Genomic DNA, 26437 nt, shown 5'->3' on the forward strand with positions numbered 1-26437 from the left:
GGCCGGAACCGGATGTATAAGCTGCCGGGTGGTCTTGATCGACACGCGGCGGGGAGCGGCATGCTGACGTACCAGGAAGTGATGACGACCGACTACGGGCGCCTCCTGACTGCGGCCGACAGATGGCAGTCCATGGCGGAGCAGATCCACAAGGTCGAGGGGCGCTACCGGGACAGCGTTCAGAAGATCCACACGACCGGCAACTGGATCGGGCTCAGTTCGACCGCGTCCTCCACGAACTTCGCCGCGACCCGGTACGAGTACCAGGCCGCCCAGACGCAGGCGAAGGCGACCGCCACGCTGCTGCGCAACGGGCACCAGCAGCTCACCGAGCTCAAGAAGAAGCTGGAGGACGCGCGCGCCGACGCGGTCAAGGCGGGCATGAGCGTCTCCGGGCAGGGGGTCGTGGCCTTCGACTACGACAAGCTCAGCGCCGCCGAGAAGAACGCCATGCGGCACGACCCGGACTACCTGCGGAGCGTCAAGACCGCCGAAGAGTCCTGGCGCGAGTACATCAAGGAGTGCGTCAAAGCGGTCGACGAGGCCGACCAGGATCTGCGCAAGGACCTGGAAGCCGTCGTCAAGGACGGCTCCGGCGGCAAGGGCGACGGCACGCTGGGCACCGGGTTCAACGGGCAGGCCGGTGCGGTCGCGAAGGCCGACGACGCGCAGAAGCAGGAGCGCCTGGACCTCGCCTGGTTGAAGAAGAGGGACAACGAGACCCTCGACGACTACATGGAGCGGCTCCAGAAGGAGGGCGTGACCCGTCTGACGGGCAACCCGAAGCTGGCGGAGCTCGTCTCCAACGTCAGCAAGGGCACCGCGACGGCCGGCGCCTTCGCCGCGGCGCTCACTGCGGCCGGCATGAACTCCTGGAAGCTGTCGAAGTACTTCAAGGACGTGAAGGCCGGCAACTTCCCGAAGGCCTTCACCGCCCCGGGCACCCTGATGTCGCGCGAGGCCAACGCGCGGCTCGCGGGCGCGGCTCCGGGCAGCCTGATGAGCAAGCTGCCCCCCAATGTCGCGGCCGTGTTCACGGGCTCCGACGAGGCGGCCATGTGGGGCGGCAAGATGCAGAACGGCCGCTTCTTCATGCCGACGGCCGCCGAAGCGAACCTCGTGACGGTCGCCCGGCAGGGCGGCGCGATGAACGCCATGAAGGCGGCCGGCGCGCTGCGCGGCCTGGGTGTGGTGGGAGGCGTCGCCGCCACCGCGTACGGCATGGCGAACCTGGCCACCTACGACACCGACATGATCAAGAAGGACCCGGCGAAGTTCGCCACCGACCTGACCGGTACGGCGTTCAGCGCTTCCATGACGGCGCTGACCGTGGCGCCCACTCCGGTCACCGCCGCCCTGGCCGTGGGAACCGGTGTCGCGTACGGGGCCGCGCTGATCTGGGACAACCACGAAGCCATAGGCAAGGGCCTGGAGAAGGCCGGAGACAGCCTGGCCAGCGGCGCCAAGAAGCTCGGCAGTGCGCTGAACCCGTTCGACTAGGAGGCAGGGACATGCACACCCAGAGCACCGCGTTCACGCTGGGCAAGTGGCAGGGCGGCGAGAAGGGCCAGGCCCGCCGGACCGGCTGGCAGGGGACGTCCCCGGAGTGGGGCGAGATCACCGTGTCCTCGGTACCCCACGCGCTCGACAACGTCCGTGCCGTCGAGGTCACCGGCGGACGGATCCCCACGGTCGCCTACCAGTCGCGCGGCATCCAGGTCATGGCCACGGAGCGGCCGACCCTGAACGGGGCGACCCTGCGCGTCGGGGGCGCGGCGGTGTACCTGACGCGGAACCGGTGGGGAGCCACGCACCGGGGCCGCGCCCTGCACATGACGTACGCGGGCGACCGGTACCGGCTCTGGGCGGTCAGCCGCCAGGAGTACGTCGTCATGCGCGAGGCGGACAACCAGGACCGCGGTGTCACCGTGACCGTCAGGGAGTCCGGCTTCGGCAAGAGGAAGCGCGTCGAGGTGAGCGTGGCGGGCCGCGCCGTCGGGGCCGACATCGCGCTCGCCGTCCTGTTCGCCGGGGTCGACCGGTCCGTGCTGACCCGGCGGGGCGCGGTGCGCGCGGGTGTCTCGCGGGTCTTCCACGTGGCGGCGGATTCCGCCATGACGTGATCCCCGACCGACCGATCAGCCGACCGACGAAGCGAGTGAGCGCATGCCTTCCTATGACCTGTCCCGAGCCCGGTTCCGCCTGAGCGACGAGCACGTCCACGTCCTCGTCCAGGAGGCGACCGGGGAACCCGTACCGGGCGAACTCCTCGCGGAGCGCGAGGAGCTGCGGGCGTGCGGGCTGATCGACGAGAACGGGCAACTGGCCCACGTGCTCATGCCCCTGCTCGACACGCTGATCACCCCGGTCGTGGTCGTCTCGCTGGAGGCGGCGGCCCGGCAGGGCGAACTGCACCACGGGCTGTTCATCGGACAGGACCACGCCATCTCCCACCAGGCGTGGCCGCAGGCGCGCGAGTCGGAGTACGCCTGCGTCGAGCCGAAGATGGCGGTGTGGGCCCTGGCGAACATGGTCAACCTCCAGCACTCCGCATCCCCGGTCGGGGCCGACCCCGTCGCGCAGCCGGCCGGCACGGTGGTCGAGACCCGGCTCGGGACGGTCGAGGCCGGTCTCACCGCTCTCAAGGGTGTTCCCCTGGCCGAGGCCGCGGGATCCGAACGGTCTTACATCCGCAAGGCACTGGCGCAGGACGCGGCCCTCGGTGAAGCGCGGGGGGCGCTGCTCGCCGACCTGATCGCCGAACTGCGGTCGAGCTGGCGGATGACCGCGGCGTGGCGGGGCCACGAGGAGGGCCAGGACGGCGTGGCGGGACGCGGTTTCGCGATGTGGGACTGCGGCCCGCTGGGGTACTGGCACCGGGAACTGCCGGCCGAGCCGGTGGCCGCGGGCCAGGTCGGTCAGGACAGCACCATGCGGCTCGTCCGGGTGGAGCCGAAGCGGGTCTGGGACATGATCGCGGAACTCCTGCCCGGAGAAGGCGAACTGCGGCGCGCCTGAGGTCCTGACGGCGGTGCGCGCCGTGGGTCGGGACAGAGGGTCATCCACGGAAGAGGACGAAGGTGAGGACGGGACATGTCGGAGCGCTTTGACCAGGGGTCGGACCAGCCGGGTGTCGGCGGACCCGGTCAGCAGGTGGACATGCGGCTGAACGGCGCGGGTCCCGCCGGGCCGCCGGTCCCCGGGGGGCCGGGAAACTTCGGCTCCACGCCGGCCGAGAAGACGGCGGCGGCGAACACGATCGAAACCGAGCTGCAGCCGGACACCAAGACGGCCACGGAGCACGCGGACGAGGCAATGACCAGCGCGGTCGCCGGCTTCGACGGGTGGGAGACCGCCAAGGGCCTGAAGAAGGTGGCCGACACCTGGGACCAGCAGGTCAAGACGCTGATGGGGCGGCTCGCGTCCGAGAAGAGCGCGCTGCGGGGCACCGCCGGCCTCTTCGTGCGCAATGACATCGGCGTGGGCGGCCAGTTCCACCCGATCGGTGGCCAGTCGAAGCTGAACGGCCTGTAAAGGGGCGTCGCCTGCCGGCGCGGCCTCCATGGCGGGGTGCCGCTCCGGCTTTCCGGGGCGGTCGCGTGCGGGGCAGGGCGGGTGCGGGGCGGGTGCGGGGCGGGTGCGGGGCGGGCAGGTCGGGTGCGGCAGGGCGGCTGCGGCAGGGCGGCTGCGGCGCGGGCGGAGCCGCCGTGGACGGCCGCGGCATGGCGCCGGCCTGCCCCGCCCCGGGAGCCGTGTATCCGGTTAACGTCGGTGACACGGCGTCGCACCAGGCCGTTCATCCCGGTTCGCAAGGATTTGCCCATGACTTCTCCGCCCTCCGCCCGCACCGCCCGCGCGACGCGGGTGATCGCCCACCGCGGGGCCTCCGACGAGCACCCCGAGCACACCCTTGCCGCCTACCGGCAGGCCGTCGACGACGGGGCCGACGCACTCGAATGCGACGTACGGCTGACCGCCGACCACAAGCTGGTCTGCGTGCACGACCGGCGCGTCGAGCGGACCTCCGACGGCCGGGGCGTGGTGTCGGCGATGACCTACGAGGCGCTGTCCGCCCTCGACTTCGGAGGCTGGAAGGGCCCCGGGCACGCCGGCGCCCGGGTGCTGCTCTTCGAGGACCTGCTGCGGGAGGCACTGGCCGCGCCCCGGCCGGTGGGACTCGCGGTCGAGACCAAGCACCCGTCCCGCGCGGGCGGGCGACTGGAGGCCGAGCTGGTGCGGATGCTGCGGGAGTACGGACTGTCGGACGGCTCCGCGGGCCGCGTCGAGGTGATGAGCTTCTCCCGCAACGCGCTGACCCGGCTGCACCGCCTCGCGCCCGGGCTGCCGGCCGTGTACCTGATGGAGCGGCGGCTGCGCCCGGTGCGTCCGCCGTACGCCACGCACGCGGGCCCGGGTATCGACCTCGTGCGCCGGGATCCGGGACTGGTGGGGCGGCTGAAGGCCAGGGGGCTGTCCGTACGGGTGTGGACGGTGGACGAGCCCGAGGACGTGGAACTGTGCCTGCGCCTGGGCGTGGACGCGATCATCACCAACCGGCCGCGGCAGGTGCGGGAGCAGCTGGAGGACCGCTGAGGCCCCGGCCGGGCGCCCCACCCGGCCGGTGTGCACCGGCCGGGTGGGGGGTCCCGGGTGTGGGGGGCGCGGGAGCGTTACGCGAAGCGCTGGGCCGCCGAGCCGTCGCAGGTCTGCAGGCGCAGCGGTTCGTGGGCGGCCGAGAGCGTCAGGCACATGCCGGGGGCGGCCGCGGGGCGGAGGGTGGCGCCGTCGCGGACGAACTGCTGGTTGGCCCCGCCGTGGCAGTTCCAGAGGATCAGTGCGGTGCCGGCGCCGTAACCGGATCCGGGGGCGTCGAGGCAGCGGTCCTGGGTCAGCTCGACGTGGAGGGTGTTGCGGGGGGCGTCGTACCACCAGCCCTGGTTGCGGCCGCCGTGGCAGTCCCAGCCCACGACCTTGGTGCCGTTGGCGCTGGCCGCGCCATCGGCGTCGAGGCAGTCGCCGGTCGCCCCGTTCTTCAGCGGCGCGTACAGGGCGTCCCAGGCGCCGGCCTGGAGGACGGGGGTGCCGGTGCTCGCCGGGTCGGCGCAGGAGGCCTCGCGCAGGCCCGACGCGTAGAGCTGGGTCAGGCAGGAGGCGAAGGCGCCGTGACCGCGGTAGTTGGGGTGGAAGGACTGGCGGGCGGTGTTCTCGTCCCACGGGAAGTGGTCCCCGAGGTCGAGGTACAGGCCGCGGGCCCAGGCGTCCTCCATGCACACCTCATGGCCGTGGAAGAGCCGCGAGTTGTCCAGGTAGGTCGCGCCGGAGGCGAGGGCCGCCGCGCGCATGCCCTTCTCGAAGGCGGGGACCGCGTGGTTGCGGCCCCAGGCGGCGTCGGAGTCGTAGCCCGCGCAGCCGCCGGGGAGTTTGCCCGGGAAGCCGGGGTTGTCTTTGAAGTCGGGCCCGATGGGGCTGGGGTAGCCCATCACGACGAGCTTGTAGTCGGAGTCGGCGTACCCGGCGTCGCGCATGACCGTCCTGAGGTCGGCGACCGTGGCCTCGACCTTGGGTTTCAGGCCGTCGACGCGTGCCTGCCAGCCGGGGCCGTACTTGGGCTCGCAGGTACCCTGGCTGAGGACCCAGCGCGTGACGCAGTCGGTCATGACCGGACCGAACTGCAGGTCGTCGTTGGCCCCGGCGACCAGCACCACCATCTTGATCTTCGCGTTGCGTGCCTTGACGGCCAGGTTGTCGCTCTGCACCAGCTCGTCGGCGTACTGCTTCGCGCCGCCGATCCGGATGTTGCCGGTGTACCCGCCGGAGCAGGCGACGTTGAAGGTGAGGTCGGCCGGGATGCCCGTGCGGTGGATCGCCGCGTCGGGCGAGCGGTGGCACTGGTTGGCGGCCGTGTTGGTCGCGGGGTCGTAGGTGCCGACGCCCTCACCCGAGATCTCGCTGTCGCCCAGCGAGATCAGGCCGGTCTTGCGCTGGTTGGGCGGCCGGACGGCCGCATCGCCGTAGATCCTGACGGATTCCGCCGCGCGGATCGCCTCCAGCTCGGGCGGGAGGGGAGTGACGGCCGCGGCGGGGGTCGCCGCCTGGGCCATGGGGGTGACGGCGCTGATGCCCCCGAGGGCGGCCGCGACCGCCGCGACGGCGGCGAGGGTAGATCTGAGCCTGGATTTCTGCGGTGCACGTGCCATGAACGCCTCCCCGGATGCCAGTGTTACCCACGGTATTTACTGGTCGGTAGGGGAGTTGGGAACACTTCGAACAAGACAATTGCTCAACTTTTTGAGGAGGCCACCAACATGACCGAAGACCAGCAGGCCGACGCGTTCCGCACCGAGCACGACTCCATGGGCGACGTACGGGTGCCCGCCCACGCCAAATGGCGTGCCCAGACCCAGCGCGCGGTGGAGAACTTCCCCATCTCGGGGCAGCGGCTGGAGCGCGCCCACATCGAGGCGCTCGCCCGCATCAAGGCCGCGGCCGCCGCGGTGAACGCGACGCTCGGCGTGGTGGACCAGGACATCGCCGACGCGATCGCCTCGGCCGCCGCCGAGGTCGCCGAAGGCCAGTGGGACGACCACTTCCCCGTCGACGTCTTCCAGACCGGCTCCGGCACCTCGTCCAACATGAACGCGAACGAGGTGATCGCGACCCTGGCCACCGAGCGGCTGGGCCGCGACGTGCACCCCAACGACCACGTCAACGCCTCGCAGAGTTCCAACGACGTCTTCCCGTCCTCCATCCACATCGCCGCCACCGCCGCCGTCACCGGCGAGCTGATCCCGGCTCTGGAGCACCTCGCCGGCGCGATGGAGCGCAAGGCCGCGGAGTTCGAAGAGGTCGTCAAGGCCGGGCGGACGCACCTCATGGACGCCACTCCGGTCACCCTCGGCCAGGAGTTCGGCGGCTACGCGGTCCAGATCCGCTACGGCGTCGAACGGCTGCGCGCGGCCCTGCCCCGGCTCGCCGAACTGCCCCTGGGCGGAACCGCCGTGGGCACCGGGATCAACACCCCGCCCGGCTTCTCCGCCGCCGTGATCGCCGAGGTGGCCGCGGCCACCGGGCTGCCGCTCACCGAGGCCCGCAACCACTTCGAGGCCCAGGGCGCCAGGGACGCCCTGGTGGAGACCTCGGGGATGCTCCGCACCGTCGCCGTCTCGCTCACCAAGATCTCCAACGACCTGCGCTGGATGGCTTCCGGACCCCGCACCGGATTGGCCGAAATCAACCTCCCGGATCTCCAGCCGGGCTCCTCGATCATGCCCGGGAAGGTCAATCCGGTCGTCCCGGAGGCCGTCCTGATGGTCGCCGCGCAGGTGATGGGGAACGACACCGCCGTCGCCGTGGCGGGCGCCGCCGGCAACTTCGAGCTCAATGTGATGCTCCCCGTGATGGCCAGGAACCTCCTCGAATCCATCCGGCTGCTGGGCAACGCGAGCCGCCTGCTGGCCGACCGCACCATCGACGGGATCACCGCCAACACCGCCCGGGCCAGGGAGTACGCCGAGTCCTCGCCCTCCGTCGTGACTCCGCTCAACCGGTACATCGGCTACGAGGAGGCCGCCAAGGTCGCCAAGCGGGCCCTCGCCGAGCGCAAGACGATCCGGGAGGTCGTCCTGGAGTCCGGCTACGTCGACCGTGGCGCGCTCACCCTGGAGCAGCTCGACGAGGCCCTGGACGTGCTGCGCATGACCCGCCCCTGACACACCCGCAAGCCCCCCGGGCGGGGGCCGGATTCGGTCGATTCCCGTCCCCGAACCCCTCCGTGACCTGCACCGCAGCGGGGGCGCGGGCCCCCGCCCTAAGATCTGCGCATGACAGGTACCTTCCGGCCCGGCAGCGGCGCGGCCGCGCGCGGCGGCGTCCCGGGCACGCGCTGGGCACCCGGGGACCAGATCCTCTGGCGCTACCGCGACCACGCCCCGGGGCCGAAGGGCCAGGTCCACATCTGCCGCCCGGTGACCGTGGTGCGGGACACCGAGGAGCTGCTGGCCGTCTGGATGGCCCCGGGCACCGAGTGCGTCAAGCCGGTCCTCGCCGACGGCACCCCGGTCCACGAGGAGCCCCTCGCCACCCGTTACACGGCGCCGCGCACCACCGTGCGGGCGCGCTGGTTCGGCGCGGGCGTGCTCAAGCTCGCCCGCCCCGGGGACCCGTGGTCGGTGTGGTTGTTCTGGGACCACGGCTGGCAGTTCAAGAACTGGTACGTGAACCTGGAGGAGCCCCGGACGCGCTGGTACGGCGGCGTCGACTCCGTCGACCACTTCCTCGACATCTCCGTCTATCCGGACCGCAGCTGGAAGTGGCGGGACGAGGACGAGTTCGCCCAGGCACAGCGGTCCGGCCTGATGGACCGGCAGCAGGCGCGGCGCGTGCGGGACGCGGGACGGGCGGCGGTCCGTGTCATCAAGGAGTGGGGGGCGCCGTTCTGCGACGGCTGGCAGGACTGGCGGCCGGATCCGGCCTGGACGGTCCCGGCCCTGCCGGAGGACTGGGACCGCACCCCGGCGCATATGACCTCATGAGACCCTTGATGCGCCCCCGGGGTCCAAACGTAGGATCGTCCTCCGCAGGCTCGCGCAGGCGGGACGGCGCGGCCGGACCGGGTGGGCGCAACTGTCCTGCCGCCCGCGGGACTTGACCGGAGGCCGACGCCGAGCGAGAGGTGACGACGGGGGTCCCGCGGAGGAAGTCCGGGGGAGGATACGCGGGGCGATGGTGCCCCGGCCGCTGAGCGGGTATACCGCGACTGACCGAGTTGAGTGCAGCGCACATCCAGCGCAAACGGACGGAATTCCACGCGTGACGGAGTACCCCACCTCTCAGGAGGGCCCGCAGCCCGCGGCGGCCACCGCGACACCCGCCCCGGGCGGCTCCGGCATGGCCGCCACCGGCGGGAGCAAGCACCTGGCCGCCGGCGGGGCCGAGCGCGTCGCCCCCGGAGCCGGTGAGCACGCGGCCCCGGGCGCGGGCCGCGCGGCCGCTTCCGGCCCGGGCCACGACGCCGCGTCCCATGCGGGCCGGCAGGCCGCCCCCGGCCCGGGCCGGCACGCGGCCGCCGGCGCGGGGACGGACGAGCCCGGCCACGGCAAGGCGTCCGTCCCGGCGGTGGAGGCCACCCGTCCGGAGATCCCGGCGGCCCGCCAGGCGTCCGGCGAGGGCGCGGGAACGGGCACCGGCACCGGCACCGGCACCGGTCACGAGAACTCCGACGCTCCGGACCCCACCGGCGTCCGGCCGGCGTCCGCCGGACCCGGCCTTCCCGGCCCGCACCACGCCGCCGACGACACCGCGGACCGCACGGGCGACGCCCGCGACGCCATGGCGGCGCGGGGCGCTGCCGTGACGGGAGTCCCCTACCCCGCGGGCGGCAGTGGCGGGACGGGCCTGCCGGGCGTCCCGGGCGCCGGGGACACCGCCGCCCGCCGCGAAGGGGACCGGCTGCGCTTCGTCGGCGCCGCCACCCGGCGGATCGCCCGCGGCATCGACCTCGACGAGATCGTGCTCGGCCTGTGCCGGGCCACCGTGCCGACCTTCTCCGACGCCATCCTCGTGTACCTGCGCGATCCGCTCCCGGTCGGCGACGAACGACCCGTCGGGCCGGTCGTTTTACGGCTCCGGCGCACCGACCGGCTCCGGCCGATCGACGACCTGACCGACATCGGCAGCACGATCGGCGCGGGGATGGACCTCGCCGGGGCCGCGGGGGCCACCGGCGGGCTCGACTTCAGCCAGCTGCCGCTGGTGGGCCCGCAGGGTGACCTGCCCGCGGCCGAGCTGTGCGAGATCACGCCCGGCGGCGCGCTCGCCGAGGTGCTGCGCGGCGTACGGCCCGTCTTCGGGTCCTCCGCCGCCGCCCGGGCCGCGTTGCCCGAGCTGCTGGGCGTGGACCATCCGCTGCCCCGGGGCAACCGGGCCGTCCTCGCGCCGCTGCGCGGCCGGCGCAGGGTGATCGGCGCCGCCGTCTTCCTGCGCAGTCCCGAGCGGCCCGCCTTCGAGCAGAACGACCTCCTGGTCGCCGCGCAGCTGGCCACCCACACCGCGCTCGGCATCGACAAGGCGGTCCTGTACGGCCGCGAGGCCTACATCGCCGACGAACTCCAGCGCACGATGCTGCCCGACAGCCTGCCCCAGCCCACCGGGGTGCGGCTCGCCTCGCGCTACCTGCCGGCCGCCGAGACGGCCCGGGTGGGCGGCGACTGGTACGACGCCATACCGCTGCCCGGCAGCCGCGTCGCGCTCGTCGTCGGCGACGTCATGGGCCACTCCATGACCTCCGCGGCGATCATGGGTCAGCTCCGCACCACCGCGCAGACCCTGGCCCAGCTGGACCTGCCGCCCGCCGAGGTCCTGCACCACCTCGACGAGCAGGCCCAGCGCCTGGGCTCCGACCGCATGGCCACCTGCCTGTACGCCGTCTATGACCCCGTCTCGCATAGGATCACCATCGCCAACGCCGGGCACCCGCCGCCGGTGCTGCTGCACCTGGGCGGACGCGCCGAGGTGCTCCGCGTACCGCCGGGCGCCCCGATCGGCGTGGGCGGCGTGGACTTCGAGGCGGTCGAGCTGGACGCGCCCGCCGGGGCCACCCTGCTGCTCTACACCGACGGCCTGGTGGAATCGCGGCTGCGGGACGTGTGGACGGGCATCGAGCAGCTCCGCGAGCGCCTGGCGACGACCGCGCAGCTGACCGGCCTGGACCACCCGCCACCGCTGGAGGCCCTGTGCGACGACGTTCTGGACATGCTGGGCCCGGGCGACCGGGACGACGACATCGCGCTCCTCGCGGCCCGCTTCGAGGGGATCGCGCCCAGTGACGTGGCGTACTGGTTCCTGGACCCGGAGGAGACCGCTCCGGGCCGGGCCCGCCGGTTCGCCCGCCGGGCCCTGACCCGTTGGGGCCTGGAGGAGCTGAGCGATGCGCTGGAGCTGCTGGTCAGCGAGGTGGTCACCAATGCCGTCCGGTACGCCGAGCGGCCGGTGACCCTGCGCCTGCTGCGGACGGACGTGGTGCGCTGCGAGGTCGGCGACGACTCCCCGCAGCTGCCGCGCCAGCGCCGCGCCCGGGACACCGACGAGGGCGGGCGCGGCCTGTTCCTGGTGAACCGGATGGCCCGCCGCTGGGGTGCCACCCGCCTCAGCAGCGGGAAGGTGGTCTGGTTCGAACTCGCGCTGCCGGGGGTGCAGGAGCGGCGCTGACGGCGTCCGGCCGGCCGTGGAAGACCGCCGCCCCGCAGCCTGGAGGCTGCGGGGCGGCGGTCTGTGCGTCACCGGTCCTGGTGCTGCGGCGGGAACAGCGGCGGGTCCGGCGGCTTCGGCGACGGGTCCGGGGACTTGGAGGTGCTCTTCGTCGGATCGGGCGACTTGGAGGTGCTCTTCGTCGGGTCCGGCGACTTGGACGTGCTCGGCGAGGGGCTGGTGCTCGGCGAGGGGCTGGTGCTGGCCGGCGGGCTGGAGGAGGGGCTCGGCGAGGGCGACGGGGAGGCGCTGCGGGAGGGGACCGCGGCGGGGCCCATGTCCGCTTCCGACAGGTCGAACTTCCCCGTGTTCACGCCCTTGAGCGCGGCGAGCGTGTACGCCTTCCAGATCTCGGCGGGGAAGCTGGAGCCGCCGGCCCGGCCGCCGCCGGCGGTGCCGGTCAGCGTGACCTGCTTGTGGGTGCCGGGCTCTTCGCCGAACATCGCGACGACGGTGACCAGTTCCGGGGTGTAGCCGGTGAACCAGCCCGCCACGTTGGACTCGGTGGTGCCGGTCTTGCCCGCGGCCTCGTAGGCGCTGCTCTTGACCTTGTTGGCGGAGCCGTCGTTGACCACGCCGGTGAGGACCTTGGTGACGGTGTCGGCGGTCTCGCGGCTGATGGCCTGGGCGCCCACGGGGGGCTCGAGGGGCTTGTAGTCGAAGTCCTTGTGCTCGGCGGACTTGATGATGGTCGGCGTGACCTTCTTGCCGTGGTTGTCGAAGGTCGCGTAGACGCCGGCCATCTCCACGGTGTTGGCGCTCATGGTCCCGAGCGACATGGCCGGCTTGTCCTCGGGCCAGCCGTCGCGGTCCTTCATGCCCAGGGCCAGGGCCTTCTTCTTCACCTCGGGAGGCTTCACGTCCACGATCATCTGGGCGTAGACGGAGTTCACCGAGTAGTTGGTGGCGTCCTGGACGGTGATTTCCTTGCCGTAGTCCTTGTCGTCCTGGTTCTGCGGGTTGAAGGGGATCTTGCTTCCCACCACGGGGCGCTTGCTGGTGCCGTCGTAGAGGGTGTTGGGCTGGATCAGCTTGCCGTCCTGGGTGGTCGCCTTGGTCTCCAGGGCGGAGGCGAGGACGACCGGCTTGAAGGTCGAGCCCGGCTGGTAGTCCTTGCGCAGGGCGTTGCTCGACCACTGCTCGGACAGGCTGGTGCCGCCGTACATCGCGACGATGGCGCCGGTCTTCGGGTCCACGGAGGTGGCGCCCGCCTGCACGCTCTGGTCCTGGGGCCGTCCCTTGGTGTCCTTGCGGTCGAGCTTGGACTCCAGCTCGTCCTGGACGGCCTTCTCCAGGGCGGCCTGCTTCTTCGGATCGATGTTGAGCGTGATCGTCCATCCGCCGGCGTCGATCTGCTTCTTGTTCAGCACGCCGCCCCTGATGAGCTCGGCGTCGGCCGCCTCGACCAGGTAGCCCTTCTGGCCGTCCATGCCGGCGCGGCCCTTGGGCTTGATCGGCTCCTGGAAGGTGACCGAGCTGCGCTTGGCGGGGTCCAGCTCGCCCATGTCGACCATGTTGGCGAGGGTGCCGTTGAAGCGGACCATGACCAGGTCCCGGGCCTTGGGGCCGGCGACCGCCCAGTCGTACTGGCTGGGGGCCTGGAGGAGGGCGGCGAGGTAGGTGCCCTGCGCCAGGGTGAGCTTCTCGGCGTCGACCCCGTAGTACGCCTGGGCCGCGGCCTGGATGCCGTAGGCCCCGCGCCCGAAGTAGCTGGTGTTCAGGTAGCCCGCGAGGATCTCCGGCTTCTTCATCCTCTGGTCGACCTTGATGGAGATCACCATCTCCTTCAGCTTGCGGGTCGCCGTCTGGTCCTGCGTCAGGTAGTAGTTCTTGACGTACTGCTGGGTGATGGTGGAACCGCCGGCCTTGCCCCGGCCCGTGACGGTGTTGAACAGGCCTCGGGCCAGGCCCTTGAAGTCGACGCCGCTGTCCTTGTAGAAGGACTTGTTCTCGATGGCGATGAACGCCGCCTGGACGTCCGCGGGGATCTTGTCGATCGGCAGGATCTCGCGGTTGACCTGGCCGGTGCTGGCCATGGTCGAGCCGTCGGCCCACTTGTAGACGTTGCTCTGCTGGATCGCCTGGGCGTTGGGGTTGGGCTCGTCGACGTAGAAGTACAGCGCGACCAGCGCCGCCACGGCGAGCAGGATCGTCCCGAAGAGCGTGCCCAGGACCTTCTTCCAGGTGAAGAAGCGGCGTATGCCACTGCGCTTGCCGGCGCTCCCCTTGCCCTTGGTGCCCGCGCTCGGCGCCCGCCGCGCACCGCGCTGCTGCTGCGCCTTACGCGCTTCTGCTCGGCCCATCGCTCCCGCTCCGCTCGATTACCCCCGACGTCAGCTCAGAAAGCTAACACCGCAGGCTGTGACAAAGGCTGGCCAACCGTGGCCATTACCGGTCAATTCGGACGTGAGAATCAGCACCCACACCACAGGAACCGACGCACGTGGAGCCGGAAGGGTTGCCGTCCGCCGAAAAAGTGATATCACTTTGCTAAGCGACCCGACCGGTCGCGACCACGAGAAACGGGGCAAACGATGACGAACCCTGTCACCACACCGCAGGGCATACGGGAATTCGACGCGCGCAGCGTCGGCGGCGGGCTGGCGCTGTCGCTCGGGCTGGCGGGCGTCCTCGCGGGGGCGGGCCTGGTGGCCTTCGGCGCCTCCGCGGACGGTGGCCTCAAGGCGGCCCTGACAGCGGCCGGCATCGTCCTGGCCCTGGCCGCCTTCGTCGCGATGAGCGGGCTGAACACGGTGGCTCCGGGCGAGGCCCGGGTGGTCCAGCTGTTCGGCCGCTACCGGGGCACCATCCGCGCCGACGGACTGCGCTGGGTCAACCCGCTGACCTCCCGCGAGAAGATCTCCACGCGCGTGCGGAACCACGAGACGGCCGTCCTGAAGGTCAACGACGCCTACGGCAACCCGATCGAGCTGGCGGCGGTCGTGGTGTGGCGGGTCGAGGACACGGCGCGGGCGACCTTCGAGGTCGACGACTTCACCGAGTTCGTCGAGACCCAGACCGAGGCGGCGGTGCGCCACATCGCGATCGAGTACCCCTACGACGCGCACGAGGAGGGCGGCCTCTCCCTGCGCGGGAACGCCGAGGAGATCACCGAGAAGCTGGCCGTCGAACTGCACGCCCGCGTGGAGGCGGCCGGGGTGCACATCATCGAGTCCCGCTTCACGCATCTCGCGTACGCTCCGGAGATCGCCTCCGCGATGCTCCAGCGCCAGCAGGCCGGAGCGGTCGTGGCGGCCCGCAAGCAGATCGTGGAGGGCGCGGTGGGCATGGTCGAACTGGCCCTGACCCGCCTGCAGGAGGAGGACATCGTGGAGCTGGACGCGGAGCGCAAGGCCGCCATGGTCTCCAACCTGATGGTGGTCCTGTGCGGGGACCGCGCCGCGCAGCCGGTGCTCAACACGGGCACCCTCTACCAGTGACCCCGCCCGGCAGCACACCGCCCCCGCCCGGCCCGGCCCCCGAGCCCGGGGCCCGGCCGGCGGCCCGGCAGACGCGCAAGCAGGTGCTGCTGCGACTGGACCCGCAGGTGTACGACGCGCTGGCCCGCTGGGCGGGCGAGGAGCTGCGCAGCGCCAACGCGCAGATCGAGTTCCTGCTCCGGCGCGCCCTCGCCGAATCGGGCCGCCTCCCCTCCTCCCCCGGCCCCATCCCCCGCCGGGGCCGGCCGCCCAAACCGACGGACTGACCCGGAGCCGGCGAGGCCGGCCGTCGCCCGCGCGAGGAGGCCCCCCGCTAGTCGGTGGGCCACACCGGGAGCGGGCGGACGGCTTCGCGCAGCGCGGCCGCGATCGCCCGGAACTCCTCCTGCCGGGCGGTCCCGGTCCGCATGGCGAGGGCGATCCGCCGGGTCGGCGCGGGCTCGGCGAAGTACCCGGTGGCCAGGTGCTCGTTGCGGGCGGTCTCCAGTCTCAGCGCGGTGCGCGGCAGCAGGGTGACGCCCAGTCCTCCGGCGACCAGCTGTACGAGAGTGGACAGTCCGGCGGCGGTCGTGGTGACGTCGGCCCCCTCGCCGCGGCCCGCCTCGCGGCAGATGTCCAGGGCCTGGTCGCGCAGGCAGTGTCCCTCGTCGAGCAACAGCAGCTGCAGGCCGCGCAGTTCCTCGCGCGAGATGTCCCTGCGGCCGGCCAGCGGGTGCTCCCGGGGGGCGAGCAGGACGAAGTCCTCGTCGAAGACGGGCAGTTCGGTGACGCCGGGGAAGCCCAGCGGCACCGCGAGCAGCAGCAGGTCCAGCCGTCCGCCCGCGAGCCCTTCCAGCAGCGAGGCCGTCTGCTCCTCGTGCACCTGGAGGTCCATCCGCGGGTAGCGGCGGTGGAAGAGGCCGAGCACGGTCGGCAGCAGGTAGGGCGCCACCGTGGGGATCACCCCGAGCCGCAGCGCGCCGGTGAAGGGCGCCCGCACGGCCTCGGCCTCCTCCAGCAGACCGCCGACCGCTTCGAGGACCGCCCGGGCCCGGGCCGCGATCCGTTCACCCGCCGGCGAGAGCAGCACCTTGCGGGTGGTGCGCTCCACCAGCTGGACCCCGAGGGCCTCCTCCAGTGCGCCGACGGCACCCGAGAGCGCGGGCTGGCTCATGCCGATGGCTGCCGCCGCGTCGCGGAAGTGCAGGTGCTCCGCAACCGCCGTGAAGGCGCGCAGCTGAGCGAGGGTCGGCTGCTTCGCCCCCCTGTTGCCTACAGCCACTGATAGGTACCTCCGATCACTCACAACAAGAGTAGCGATTTCTGTAATCAATGCAGGTGTGTCAGCATGTGAGATCCGTCCAACCCGCTCGGAAAGCCCCCAAAAGGGTTACTTTCCCGTTCGCAAGGAGAGCACGTGCTCACTGTCGGCGACAAGTTCCCCACCTACGATCTGACCGCTTGCGTCTCGCTCGAAGCCGGCAGCGAGTTCGCCCAGATCGACCACAAGACGTATGACGGCAAGTGGCGCGTGGTGTTCTTCTGGCCGAAGGACTTCACCTTCGTCTGCCCGACCGAGATCGCGGCCTTCGGCAAGCTGAACGACGAGTTCCTCGACCGCGACGCCCAGATCCTCGGCGTCTCCGGCGACTCCGAGTTCGTCCACCACGCCTGGCGCAAGGACCACGCCGACCTGCGTGACCTGCCCTTCCCGATGCTGGCCGACTCCAAGCACGAGCTCATGCAGGCCTGTGGCGTACAGGGCGAGGACGGCTTCGCGCAGCGCGCCGTCTTCATCGTCGACCAGAACAACGAGATCCAGTTCACGATGGTGACCGCCGGTTCCGTGGGCCGTAACCCCAAGGAGGTCCTGCGGGTCCTCGACGCCCTGCAGACCGACGAGCTGTGCCCCTGCAACTGGACCAAGGGCGAGGGCACGCTCGACGCGGGCGCCCTGCTGGCCGGTGAGTGACGGATGTCCCTCGACTCCCTCAAGGCAGCCGTTCCGGACTTCGCCAAGGACCTGAAGCTGAACCTCGGTTCGGTCATCGGCAACAGCGGCCTTCCGCAGCAGCAGCTGTGGGGCACGGTCCTGTCCTGCGCGATCGCCGCCCGCTCCCCGCGCGTCCTGCGTGAACTGGAGCCCGAGGCGAAGGCGAACCTCTCCCCGGAGGCGTACACCGCCGCCAAGTCCGCTGCGGCGATCATGGCGATGAACAACGTCTTCTACCGCACCCGGCACCTGCTCTCGGACCCGGAGTACGGGACCCTGCGCGCGGGCCTGCGGATGAACGTCATCGGCAACCCGGGCGTGGAGAAGGTCGACTTCGAGCTGTGGTCGCTCGCGGTCTCCGCGATCAACGGCTGCGGCCAGTGCCTGGACTCGCACGAGCAGGTCCTGCGCAAGGCCGGTGTCGACCGCGAGACCGTCCAGGAGGCTTTCAAGATCGCTTCGGTGATCCAGGCCGTCGCGGTCACCCTCGACGCGGAAGCGGCCCTCGCCGCCGAGTAGTCGCGCGGCCCGGACACCGGATCCGCGTGGGCCGGTCCGGCGTTCCGGCGTCCGGACCCACGAGTCCCTGTGCCCCCGCAGCCCCACGGGCTGCGGGGGCGCCGTGCGTTCAGGCGCGCTGCTCGTCCCCGGCCGTCTCCGGGAGGGCGATGTCGAGGGCGGTCGCCCCGTGCGGTCCCGGTCCCGCGGGCGGGGACCCGTGGTGCAGCTGCGCGCGCGAGTACGTCCTCAAGTAGCCCACCACGGTGTTGGTGACGGCCACCAGCGGAACGGCGACCACCGCCCCGCCGATGCCCGCGATCATGCCGCCCGCCGCCACCGACAGCACCACCGCGAGCGGGTGCACCCGTACCGCCCGGCCCAGGATGAAGGGCTGGAGCACGTGGCCTTCGATCTGCTGCACGGCCAGGACCACCAGCAGCACCATCAGGGCGCTGAACACGCCCTGCGTCACGAGCGCGACGACCACCGCGAGGGCGCCCGAGACCACCGCGCCGACCAGCGGGATGAAGGCGAACAGGAAGATGAAGACGGCCAGTGGCACGGCCATCGGCACCTTGAGGAAGTAGATGCCGAGCCCGATGAAGATGGCGTCGATGAGCGCGACGAGGACCGTGCCCCGGACGTACGCGGTCAGCGTGCGCCAGGCGCGCGGTCCGGCCCCCGCCATGCCGGGCCGGGCGGCGGCCGGGACGAGCCCGAGCACCCAGGTCCAGATGCGCTTGCCGTCGTAGAGCAGGAAGAGCGTCGAGAACATCGCGAGCAGGATGCCGGTCAGCACCTCGACCAGGACGGTCACGCCCTGTAGTCCCGCGGAGGTGATCTCCTCGGTGTTGGTGCCGATGGTCTCGCTGAGGTTCTTCGCGATGTCGTTGATCTGCTTCTCGGTCACGTGGAACGGACTGTCCAGCGCCCAGAGTTTGAGCTCGTTGATGCCGTCGCGGACACGGTCGGAGAGGTCGTCGAGGTTCTCCATGACCTGCCAGACCACGAACCAGCCGACGAGTCCGATGACGACGAAGCCGAGGATCGCGGTGCCGGCGGTGGCCAGGCCGCGCGGTATCCCCAGCCGGCGCAGCCGGACCACGAAGGGCTGGAGCAGCGCGGTGACCAGCAGGGCGGCGGCGAAGGCGAGGACGACCAGGCGGACTTCGCTGATCACCTTCATCAGCACCCAGAGCATCCCGGCGAGGAGCAGCAGCCGCCAGCTGACCTCGGCGGCGACCCGCATCCCCCACGGGACCACGCTGACCGGGTCGGGACGCTCGATGCGGACCGGGGCGAGGACGGAGCGCCCCTCCGCGCCGGACGCTGCGGGGGCCGGCTCGCGGCCGGAGGCGGCCCGGCCGGGCAGCTCGCCCCCGGTCTCGGCCTCCACCTCGGCGCGCCGCTCGTGGAGCAGCGCCTCCATCCGGTTCAGCCTGTTCCCGAGCCGGCCGAGCCAGCCTGCCCTCTTCGTCATCACGTTCCCTCTCCCCCGCCTCACGGTTCACACCACCGAAGACCGTACACGCGAGGAGCCCCGCACCGTCGAACGGTGCGGGGCTCCCGGAGCCGGGCGGGATGCGCGGCTGCGGCTAGTACCAGCCGTTGGCCTGGTGGAAGCTCCAGGCCGAGCACGGGCTGCCGTACCGGTCGTTCATGTAGTTCAGGCCCCACTTGATCTGCGTGGCGGGGTTGGTGCGCCAGTCGGCACCGGCCGAGGCCATCTTCGAGCCGGGAAGCGCCTGGACCAGACCGTAGGCGCCCGAGGACGAGTTGACGGCCTTGTAGTTCCAGGTGGATTCCTGGTTGATGATGTTGGAGAAGCACTGGAACTGGCCGGCGGGGACCATCTGCTGTGCGATGGCCTTGACCTGGGCGACCGTGTAGGAGCCCTGGACCGCGAAGTCCCCGGCGTCGCGGGCGGCGGACCGGCTGGCGACCTGCTCCTTCTCCTCGCGCTCCTTCTTCGCCTTGGCGTCGGCCTCGGCCTTGGCCTTCTCCGCCTCCGCCTTCTTGGACTTGGCGTCCTCGGCGGCCTGGATGCGGGCGGCTTCCTCGGCCGAGCGCTTGGCGTCGGCGTCGGCGGCGTGGACGATGGCGTCGGCCTGCTGCGTCAGGGACGCGCTCTGGACCTGCGCCTGGTCACCGACCGGGATGTCAGTGAGGAGAGTCGCCCCGGACGCGGTCGTCTCGAGATCGTTCGAGGCGGTGGGGTCGCCGGTGGCAACTCCCACGACTGCGCCGACGGTGGTGACCGCGGTGGCCGAAGCCACTGCGAACCCCCGAACCGAGATCCGGCTCACACGGTGTCCTTCCAGCAGCGTCCGCAGTGACCGCGCGGCGCAAGAGTGCCCCTGGCACTGGTCTCCGTGGTTCTGCGGTCACTGGAGACGCGGGCCCGTGGACAGCTCCCCTGCGGGGGCTGCCGCGTGAAACTCCGGGCGGCATACGGCAATCGGCTGTGGAGTTGTGGTGCTGCGCGTACCTCACGGGAGATACAGGTGTGCCGTATGCGGGGCCTGACGGAAAACAGACTCTGCCGGACCGCGACGCCGCAGGGCAATTCTCCGTTGCGTGGGAAAGGTCACACCTGCCGCCTTCCCGCTACTTCGGCGAAAAGCCTGTGCAGCACGACGCCGCCCGGCTAGGCTCTGCGGCCTTTGCCGGGCGGCGTCAACTCGCCCTCCCGCTATGGGGTTTTTGACCCTTCCGTCCGGTCAGAGGGTTTCGAGCATCTCGGTGACCAGCGCGGCGATCGGAGAGCGCTCGGAACGGGACAGCGTGATGTGCGCGAAGAGCGGATGCCCCTTCAGCTTCTCGACCACGGCGACGACTCCGTCGTACCGGCCGACCCGCAGATTGTCCCGCTGGGCCACGTCGTGGGTCAGGACGACCCGCGAATTGGCGCCGATCCGGGACAGAACGGTCAGCAGGACGTTGCGCTCCAGTGACTGCGCCTCGTCCACGATCACGAAGGCGTCGTGCAGCGAGCGGCCGCGGATGTGCGTCAGCGGCAGGACCTCCAGCATCCCGCGGCCCAGCACCTCCTCGATGACCTCGCGCCCGGCGACCGCCGAGAGGGTGTCGAAGACCGCCTGCGCCCAGGGGCTCATCTTCTCGGAGGCGTCCCCGGGCAGGTAGCCGAGGTCCTGGCCGCCCACCGCGTACAGCGGACGGAAGACCATCACCTTCTGGTGCTGCCTGCGCTCCAGCACGGCCTCCAGCCCCGCGCACAGCGCCAGGGCCGACTTGCCGGTGCCCGCCCGGCCGCCCATCGAGAGGATCCCGATCTCCGGGTCGAGGAGCAGGTCGAGCGCGATCCGCTGTTCGGCGCTGCGGCCGTGCAGCCCGAAGGCCTCGCGGTCACCGCGTACGAGCTTGACGTTGCCGTCGGCGGTGACCCGGCCCAGCGCCTTGCCGCGCTCGGACTGCAGGACCAGCCCGGTGTGCACCGGAAGCTCCGCCACCTCCGGCACGTAGAGCCGCTCCTCCGAGTAGAGGAGGTCCACCTGTTCCCCGGAGAGGGCGAGCTCGCTCATGCCGGTCCATCCGGCGTCCGTGATGGCGAGCTCCGCGCGGTACTCCTCGGCGAGCAGGCCCACGGAGGAGGCCTTGATGCGCAGCGGGAGATCCTTCGAGACCACCGTGACGTCGTAGCCCTCGGCCTGGAGGTTGCGGGCGACCGCGAGGATCCGCGAGTCGTTGTCCCCCAATCGGAAGCCGGCGGGCAGGACACCGGGGTCGGAGTGGTTGAGCTCGACGCGCAGGGTGCCGCCCAGATCGCCCAGCGGGATGGGGGCGTCGAGGCGTCCGTACCGGACCCGGAAGTCGTCGAGCAGGCGCAGGGCCTGTCGCGCGAAGTAGCCGAGTTCGGGATGGTGCCGCTTGGCCTCCAGCTCGGTGATCACCACGATCGGGAGCACGACCTCGTGCTCGTCGAAGCGGGAGATCGCGTTGGGGTCTGCCAGCAGGACGCTGGTGTCGAGGACGTAGGTCCGCCTGTCTGGCAGGCGGCGCTTTGTGCTGGTCACCACGGAAGGACGTACCCCCTCGGAAGAGGTCGGGCCATGAAGACCGGACCGGTCATCGGCCGCCCTGCCGGGGCCGATTTCCGGCCCCCCACTCCGTCCGTGCGAACCGCACGTGCGTCCTGGTGCAAAGGGCCTCCCGGGCGGACGGCCCCATGCCGTCCGCTGAGATTCGACACCCGTGGATCGGACGTCGACCTGAAAGGGGTATTCCCAGATCGGGCCGGGGCCATGCCATGGCATATGACGGACGCTCGGTGAATCCCTGGTGAAGGGTCCGCGCGGAGGGGCGGCGCGGGCGCGAGGGGGTTCGCCGGGCCGAGGGGGCGTCAGACGGCCGCGGCCGGATCAGGTGCCGTAGCGCCGGTGGCGGGCCGCGTAGTCGCGCAGCGCCCGCAGGAAGTCGACCTTGCGGAAGGCCGGCCAGAAGACCTCGCAGAAGTAGTACTCCGAATGCGCGCTCTGCCAGAGCATGAATCCGGACAGCCGCTGCTCGCCGCTGGTGCGGATGACGAGGTCCGGGTCGGGCTGGCCGCGCGTGTAGAGGTGCTCGGCGATGTGGTCGATGTCCAGGATCTCGGCGAGCTCCTCGAAGGAGGTGCCCTTCCGCGCGTGCTCCAGCAGCAGGGAGCGGACCGCGTCGGCGATCTCCTGGCGGCCGCCGTAGCCGACGGCGACGTTGACGAGTATCCCGTCGACGTCGTGGGTGGCCTGTTCGGCCTCCTTCAGCACCGTCTGCGTGCGGGCGGGCAGGATGTCGAGGTTGCCGACGTGGTGGACGCGCCAGCGGCCGTCCGCGGCGAGGCCCCGCACGGTGTTCTCGATGATGTTGAGCAGGGGGCGCAGCTCGACCTCGGGCCGGTCCAGGTTGTCCGTGGAGAGCATCCACAGGGTGACGACCTCGACGTCCGTCTCGGTGCACCAGCCCAGCATCTCGGAGATCTTGTCGGCTCCGGCCTGGTGGCCCTGTTCCGTCGTGCCTCCGGACGCCTTCGCCCAGCGCCGGTTCCCGTCCAGGATGACGCCGATGTGCTTGGGCGCCGCGTCATGGTCGAGTCGGCCTTCCACCCGGCGTGCGTAGAGCCTGTACACCAGGTCGCGCAGCTTCACGATCTCCAGCCCCTCCGTGCAGTGCCCCCGTGCGAATTGCGGTCCCCCGAGTGCGCCACATTACTGCGCGCCGGGATCGGGTACCCAACTCGGTCGGTCACAGCCACGTGATAGGGAGGACAACGTGACTGATACCAATCCCTATCGGGCAGAGCCCTCGCGCTACGACTCCATGGAGTACCGGCGCACCGGCCACAGCGGCCTCAAGCTCCCCGCCATTTCCCTCGGCCTCTGGCACAACTTCGGCGACGACAGGTCGCTGGAGTCCCAGCGGGCGATCCTGCGCCGGGCCTTCGACCTGGGCATCACCCACTTCGACCTGGCCAACAACTACGGGCCGCCCCCCGGCTCGGCCGAGTTGAACTTCGGCAAGATCTTCGCGCAGGACTTCGCGTCCCTGCGCGAGGAGCTGGTCCTCTCCACCAAGGCCGGCTACCTCATGCACCCGGGGCCCTACGGGGAATGGGGCAGCCGCAAGTACCTGCTCGGCTCGCTCGACGCCTCGCTGCGGCGGATGGGCGTGGACTACGTCGACGTCTTCTACTCCCACCGGTTCGACCCGCAGACCCCGCTGGAGGAGACCATGGGCGCGCTGGCGTCCGCGGTCCAGCAGGGCAAGGCGCTCTACGTCGGCGTCTCCTCCTACACCGCGGAGCAGACCACCGAGGCGGTGCGGATCCTGGGCGGCAGGGGCGTGCGCCCGCTGATCCACCAGCCTTCGTACTCCATGATCAACCGCTGGACGGAGGAGGACGGCCTGCTGGACACCCTGGAGGACGCCGGGATGGGCTGCATCGCCTTCGCACCGCTGGCGCAGGGCCTGCTGACGGGCAAGTACCTCAAGGAGATCCCCGAGGGCTCGCGGGCCACCCAGGGCAAGTCGCTGAACCCGGACCTGCTGTCGCAGGACGTCCTGCGACGGCTGGGCGGGCTGAACGAGATCGCCGGGCGGCGCGGTCAGTCGCTGGCGCAGCTGGCGCTGAAGTGGGTGCTGCGCGACGACCGGATGACCTCGGCGCTGATCGGTGCGTCGAGCGTGGGGCAGCTGGAGGAGAACGTGGCCGCACTGGCCGGGGAGCCGCTGTCCGAGGCGGAGTTGACGGAGATCGACTCCTTCGCGGTCTCCACCCCCGGCACCAATATCTGGGCCCAGCGCGGCTGACCTGCGCTGATCGCCCGGGGCCCGCGCAGGGGCGGGGGAAACGAAAAACGGGCCGGTCCGTGGGGGGGATACGGACCGGCCCGAGGGGGGGGTTCCACCATAACCCTTCGTAAAGCGTGCTGTGTGCACCGGCGCGCCACGACTACGCTCCGAAACCGCCCAGCAGCACTCCGGTGAGGGCCCCGGCGGCCATGAAGGGGCCGAAGGCGTAGCCGTGGCGGCTGCCGCCGGGACCGCGCAGGACCAGCACCAGGCCGTACAGGGCCCCGTAGAGGAGGCCCAGGAAGGCCCCGGTGGCCCATACCCCCCACCCGTACCACCCAAGAGCGACCCCCAGCGAGAGCGCCAGCTTGACGTCGCCGAAGCCCATCCCGTCGGGGTTGATCAGGAAGAGCACCAGGTACCCGGCGCCCAGGAGGCAGCCGCCCAGCAGGGCGAGCGGCCAGGACCCGGCAGAGCGGGGCGCGAGGGCGGCGGCGCCGAGCAGGGCGGGGGCCGCGGCGGCGAGGGGGAGGGTCAGTACGTCGGGCAGCCGGTGCACGGCGCGGTCGACGAGGGCGAGCAGCAGGACCAGCGGGGCGAGGCCCACGTACGCCACGGCTTCGGGCCGCGCCCCGACGGCCGCCCCCAGCACGGCGCAGACGCCCCCGCCGAGCAGGGCGAGGGGCGCGGCCCGCCGGCCGTAGCCGTGCCCGCGCCCGTGCGCGTCCGGCCGCGCCCCCGGCCGGCCCGGGCCGCCCCCCGGGGACCCGGCGGCCCCCGGCCCCCCCGCCACGCCCCCGGAACCGCCGACCGCCCCCGGCGCCCCCTCCGGACACCCCCCGGGCCCCCCCGCCACGGCGGATCCACCTGCGGAGCTGGGGCCCGGGGCGGCGGGGTGGGCCGCGGGGGTGGGGCCCGGCTGTGCGGGGCCGCCCGCGGGGGTGCGGCAGCGGGCCGGACCGAGCCAGCCCCGCAGGGGGTGGCCCTGCGGGCAGCGGTCCCGCCAGGGTTCACCCGGTTCGACGGACAGACGGTGGACAGCGCGCGGCAGCAGCAGCCCGGCGGCCACCCCGTACGCGGCGGCGAGAACGATCACGACCACACCCATCCGGCGACGGTAGGCCCCACCGCACCCCGGCGGCCAGCCCGTCCCGGGCCCGGCCGGATCCCGCCCGCCCGGCCGGCGGCGGCAGCGCGGCGGGATCCGGGCGGGCGGTGGCAGCGCGGCGGGCGCGCGGCGCAACGCGGCAACGCGGCGGGGTGCGGCAGCACGGCCCAACGCGGCCACGCGCCCGGCGCGCGGCGCGGCGCGGCGCGGCAATGCGGCGGGATGCGGCGCAGCGCGGTGCCGCGTTGCGGGATCCGGGCGGGCGGTGGCAGCGCGGCGGGCGCGCGGCGCAACGCGGCGGCGCAACGCGGCAGCGCAACGCGGCAGCGCAGCCCGACGCGGCAGCGCGGCGGGATCCGGGCGGGCGGTGGCAGCGCGGCAACGCGGCGGGATGCGGCGCAGCGCGGTGCCGCGTTGCGGGATCTGCCCGGCCCCGGCAGGCCGCCGACGTCGGTGTCGGGGCACCACGGGGCCTGTCGGTCGGCGGGGGGCCGCCCAGGGCTTCGGCGACGGGGTCGGGGGGACCCGGGCGCCCGACGCCCCAGGGCCCGGCGTCATCGGCGGATGACCCCCTAAGGTGGCCGCCATGGCGAACTGGCAGGACGGCGAGGGCACCCTCCGCATCGGGGAGGTGGCCGTCCCGCTGGAGATTGCCGCCTCCTACCGGGCCCGCACCCGGGGCCTCCTGGGGCGGGACGGCATCGGCAGCGCCATGCTGCTCACGCCCGCGACAGGGGTGCACACCTTCCGGATGCGGTTCGCCATCGACGTGGCGTACCTCGACCGGCGGTTTCGCGTCCTGGCCGTCGTCACCATGGCTCCCGGGCGGCTCGGACTGCCCCGGCCGCGCTCCCGGCACGTGCTGGAGGCCGCCGCGGGGGCGATGGCCGCTTGGGGCCTGCGGGTCGGTACCGCCGTGAAGGTGGACGTATCCGGGCGTCTCACTCCCGGCTAGGCGCGATCCCGCCCCGGCGGTAGGTTGGGGCGGTTGAGCTGGGGTGTCAGGGGAGCGGCATGACGGAGAACGCGCGGATCAAGGCGCTGGAGCAGATCATGCCGGCGACGCACGGCGCCGACGAGGACATCGACTGGCAGGCGGCCGAGGCGGCCTGGGGCACCCGTTTCCCGGCCGACTTCGTCGCCTTCATGGGCCGCTTCGGTGCGGGCTCCATCAACGGCGAGGCCAGCATCCTGCTCCCCCTCCCCAAGCCCGGACTGCAATGGGACCCGGCCGAGATGGCCGAGGAGACCGACAACGCGCGCCAGGTGTGGGAGGCACAAGGCGGCCGGTCCGCCTTCGACGTGGATCCCGAGTCGATCCTCGCCTGGGGTGTCACCGGCGGGTCCGACATCCTGTGCTGGCTCACCTCCGACCCCGATCCGGACCGGTGGCCGGTGCTGGTGTGCGGGCGGCACACCGCCGACTCCTTCGCCGTGTACCCGTACGGCATGGCGGAGTTCCTGTACCGGCTGTGCTCCGACGAGTTCGACGTCAGCCCCGTCAGCATCACCTTCTGGGACGGCGGCCACCTCAGCTTCGTCCACTGGCGCAAGGCTCAGCGGCGCTGGCAGGAGGGCCGCAACCCCGAGACGGGTGAGCCCGACCCGTACGCGGGCGAGTTCGCCGACTGACCGCCGGCGCCACGGCCCCGGCCCCCGGCCCGGACCGGGGCCCCGCAGGTCCGCAAGCCCCCGCAGGCACCCGCAGGCACCCGAGCCCGTTTCCCCACCGGAAACGGGCTTTTCGTCATGTCTACGCGCGTCCGATTCGCCGATCGCATATCGGAAAACACCATTCGGAAAAGCCCCAGTTGGAGCATTGACCACAAGTGCACCCCCAAGGGAATCAACCACCCCGCCTCCGGGAGAGAATTTCGGCCAACGGGC

The 26437-nt window shown here is 72.0% G+C and carries 23 protein-coding genes; 15 read left to right on the forward strand and 8 right to left on the reverse strand.

What is annotated here, in order from left to right; genetic code table 11:
* Positions 1-60 precede the first annotated feature (60 nt).
* The 5 genes from AMK16_RS10335 (at position 61) to AMK16_RS10355 (ending at position 4593) form a co-directional block, all read left to right on the forward strand.
* On the forward strand, positions 61-1500 hold the full coding sequence (locus tag AMK16_RS10335; RefSeq protein WP_073912206.1) for a hypothetical protein: 1440 nt from the start codon (positions 61-63) through the stop codon (positions 1498-1500).
* Positions 1501-1511: 11 nt separating this feature from the next.
* On the forward strand, positions 1512-2123 hold the full coding sequence (locus AMK16_RS10340; RefSeq protein ID WP_073912209.1) for a hypothetical protein: 612 nt from the start codon (positions 1512-1514) through the stop codon (positions 2121-2123).
* Between the two features lie 43 nt (positions 2124-2166).
* On the forward strand, positions 2167-3018 hold the full coding sequence (locus AMK16_RS10345) for a histidine kinase (RefSeq protein ID WP_073912212.1): 852 nt from the start codon (positions 2167-2169) through the stop codon (positions 3016-3018).
* Positions 3019-3093: 75 nt separating this feature from the next.
* Positions 3094-3534 (forward strand): hypothetical protein, encoded by a 441-nt coding sequence (locus AMK16_RS10350; protein ID WP_073912216.1) that lies wholly within the window; start codon positions 3094-3096, stop codon positions 3532-3534.
* 288 nt (positions 3535-3822) lie between these two features.
* Positions 3823-4593, forward strand: coding sequence for a glycerophosphodiester phosphodiesterase (locus tag AMK16_RS10355; RefSeq protein WP_073912220.1), 771 nt, complete (start codon positions 3823-3825; stop codon positions 4591-4593).
* 77 nt (positions 4594-4670) lie between these two features.
* On the opposite strand, the gene AMK16_RS10360 is transcribed toward AMK16_RS10355, so the two are convergent.
* Complete coding sequence (locus AMK16_RS10360; RefSeq protein ID WP_073912224.1) at positions 4671-6197, reverse strand: ricin-type beta-trefoil lectin domain protein; 1527 nt, start codon at positions 6195-6197, stop codon at positions 4671-4673.
* A gap of 108 nt (positions 6198-6305) precedes the next feature.
* On the opposite strand from AMK16_RS10360, the gene AMK16_RS10365 reads away from it, so the two are divergent.
* The 3 genes from AMK16_RS10365 to AMK16_RS10375 all read left to right on the forward strand — a co-directional run bounded on the left by AMK16_RS10365 (position 6306) and on the right by AMK16_RS10375 (position 11205).
* Positions 6306-7709: a class II fumarate hydratase gene (locus AMK16_RS10365; protein WP_073912228.1), complete on the forward strand. Its 1404-nt coding sequence runs from the start codon at positions 6306-6308 to the stop codon at positions 7707-7709.
* A gap of 111 nt (positions 7710-7820) precedes the next feature.
* The gene (fomD, locus tag AMK16_RS10370) at positions 7821-8531 is read left to right on the forward strand and encodes a cytidylyl-2-hydroxypropylphosphonate hydrolase (protein WP_073912232.1); all 711 of its coding nucleotides are present in this window, start codon (positions 7821-7823) and stop codon (positions 8529-8531) included.
* Positions 8532-9327: 796 nt separating this feature from the next.
* Positions 9328-11205, forward strand: coding sequence for a SpoIIE family protein phosphatase (locus tag AMK16_RS10375; RefSeq protein WP_443333555.1), 1878 nt, complete (start codon positions 9328-9330; stop codon positions 11203-11205).
* A gap of 68 nt (positions 11206-11273) precedes the next feature.
* Here the strand turns inward: AMK16_RS10375 and AMK16_RS10380 are convergent, their stop codons facing one another.
* Complete coding sequence (locus AMK16_RS10380) at positions 11274-13547, reverse strand: transglycosylase domain-containing protein (RefSeq protein ID WP_073912236.1); 2274 nt, start codon at positions 13545-13547, stop codon at positions 11274-11276.
* Between the two features lie 231 nt (positions 13548-13778).
* On the opposite strand from AMK16_RS10380, the gene AMK16_RS10385 reads away from it, so the two are divergent.
* Both AMK16_RS10385 and AMK16_RS10390 read left to right on the forward strand, forming a co-directional pair.
* Complete coding sequence (locus AMK16_RS10385) at positions 13779-14684, forward strand: SPFH domain-containing protein (protein WP_073912239.1); 906 nt, start codon at positions 13779-13781, stop codon at positions 14682-14684.
* Positions 14681-14950 carry a hypothetical protein gene (locus tag AMK16_RS10390; protein ID WP_242438674.1) on the forward strand — a complete coding sequence of 90 codons (270 nt, stop codon included), beginning with the start codon at positions 14681-14683 and terminating at the stop codon, positions 14948-14950. Before AMK16_RS10385 ends, AMK16_RS10390 begins: the two co-directional genes overlap by 4 nt.
* A 47-nt stretch (positions 14951-14997) precedes the next feature.
* On the opposite strand, the gene AMK16_RS10395 is transcribed toward AMK16_RS10390, so the two are convergent.
* Positions 14998-15945, reverse strand: a complete 948-nt coding sequence (locus AMK16_RS10395) for a hydrogen peroxide-inducible genes activator (protein ID WP_073912246.1) — start codon at positions 15943-15945, stop codon at positions 14998-15000.
* A gap of 135 nt (positions 15946-16080) precedes the next feature.
* On the opposite strand from AMK16_RS10395, the gene AMK16_RS10400 reads away from it, so the two are divergent.
* Positions 16081-16635 (forward strand): peroxiredoxin, encoded by a 555-nt coding sequence (locus AMK16_RS10400; RefSeq protein WP_073912250.1) that lies wholly within the window; start codon positions 16081-16083, stop codon positions 16633-16635.
* 3 nt (positions 16636-16638) lie between these two features.
* Positions 16639-17175 carry an alkyl hydroperoxide reductase gene (locus AMK16_RS10405; protein WP_073912254.1) on the forward strand — a complete coding sequence of 179 codons (537 nt, stop codon included), beginning with the start codon at positions 16639-16641 and terminating at the stop codon, positions 17173-17175.
* 109 nt (positions 17176-17284) lie between these two features.
* Here the strand turns inward: AMK16_RS10405 and AMK16_RS10410 are convergent, their stop codons facing one another.
* The 4 genes from AMK16_RS10410 to AMK16_RS10425 all read right to left on the reverse strand — a co-directional run bounded on the left by AMK16_RS10410 (position 17285) and on the right by AMK16_RS10425 (position 22298).
* Positions 17285-18637, reverse strand: a complete 1353-nt coding sequence (locus tag AMK16_RS10410) for an AI-2E family transporter (protein WP_073912257.1) — start codon at positions 18635-18637, stop codon at positions 17285-17287.
* Positions 18638-18752: 115 nt separating this feature from the next.
* On the reverse strand, positions 18753-19463 hold the full coding sequence (locus AMK16_RS10415; RefSeq protein WP_073912261.1) for a transglycosylase SLT domain-containing protein: 711 nt from the start codon (positions 19461-19463) through the stop codon (positions 18753-18755).
* Between the two features lie 414 nt (positions 19464-19877).
* Entirely contained in the window at positions 19878-21194 is a 1317-nt protein-coding gene (locus AMK16_RS10420) for a PhoH family protein (RefSeq protein ID WP_073912265.1), read from the reverse strand.
* Positions 21195-21536: 342 nt separating this feature from the next.
* Positions 21537-22298, reverse strand: coding sequence for an isoprenyl transferase (locus AMK16_RS10425; protein WP_030385783.1), 762 nt, complete (start codon positions 22296-22298; stop codon positions 21537-21539).
* A gap of 124 nt (positions 22299-22422) precedes the next feature.
* Here AMK16_RS10425 and mgrA point away from each other — a divergent pair, with 124 nt between their 5' ends.
* Entirely contained in the window at positions 22423-23460 is a 1038-nt protein-coding gene (mgrA, locus tag AMK16_RS10430) for an L-glyceraldehyde 3-phosphate reductase (protein WP_073912268.1), read from the forward strand.
* A gap of 142 nt (positions 23461-23602) precedes the next feature.
* Here mgrA and AMK16_RS10435 read toward each other — a convergent pair whose 3' ends face one another.
* Complete coding sequence (locus AMK16_RS10435; protein ID WP_073912272.1) at positions 23603-24550, reverse strand: prepilin peptidase; 948 nt, start codon at positions 24548-24550, stop codon at positions 23603-23605.
* A 586-nt stretch (positions 24551-25136) separates the two neighbouring features.
* On the opposite strand from AMK16_RS10435, the gene AMK16_RS10440 reads away from it, so the two are divergent.
* Positions 25137-25505: a DUF192 domain-containing protein gene (locus AMK16_RS10440; protein ID WP_073912276.1), complete on the forward strand. Its 369-nt coding sequence runs from the start codon at positions 25137-25139 to the stop codon at positions 25503-25505.
* 59 nt (positions 25506-25564) lie between these two features.
* On the forward strand, positions 25565-26182 hold the full coding sequence (locus AMK16_RS10445) for an SMI1/KNR4 family protein (protein WP_079191435.1): 618 nt from the start codon (positions 25565-25567) through the stop codon (positions 26180-26182).
* Positions 26183-26437 lie beyond the last annotated feature (255 nt).

The sequence above is a fragment of the Streptomyces sp. CB00455 genome, from assembly GCF_001905445.1.
Lineage (GTDB): Bacteria > Actinomycetota > Actinomycetes > Streptomycetales > Streptomycetaceae > Streptomyces.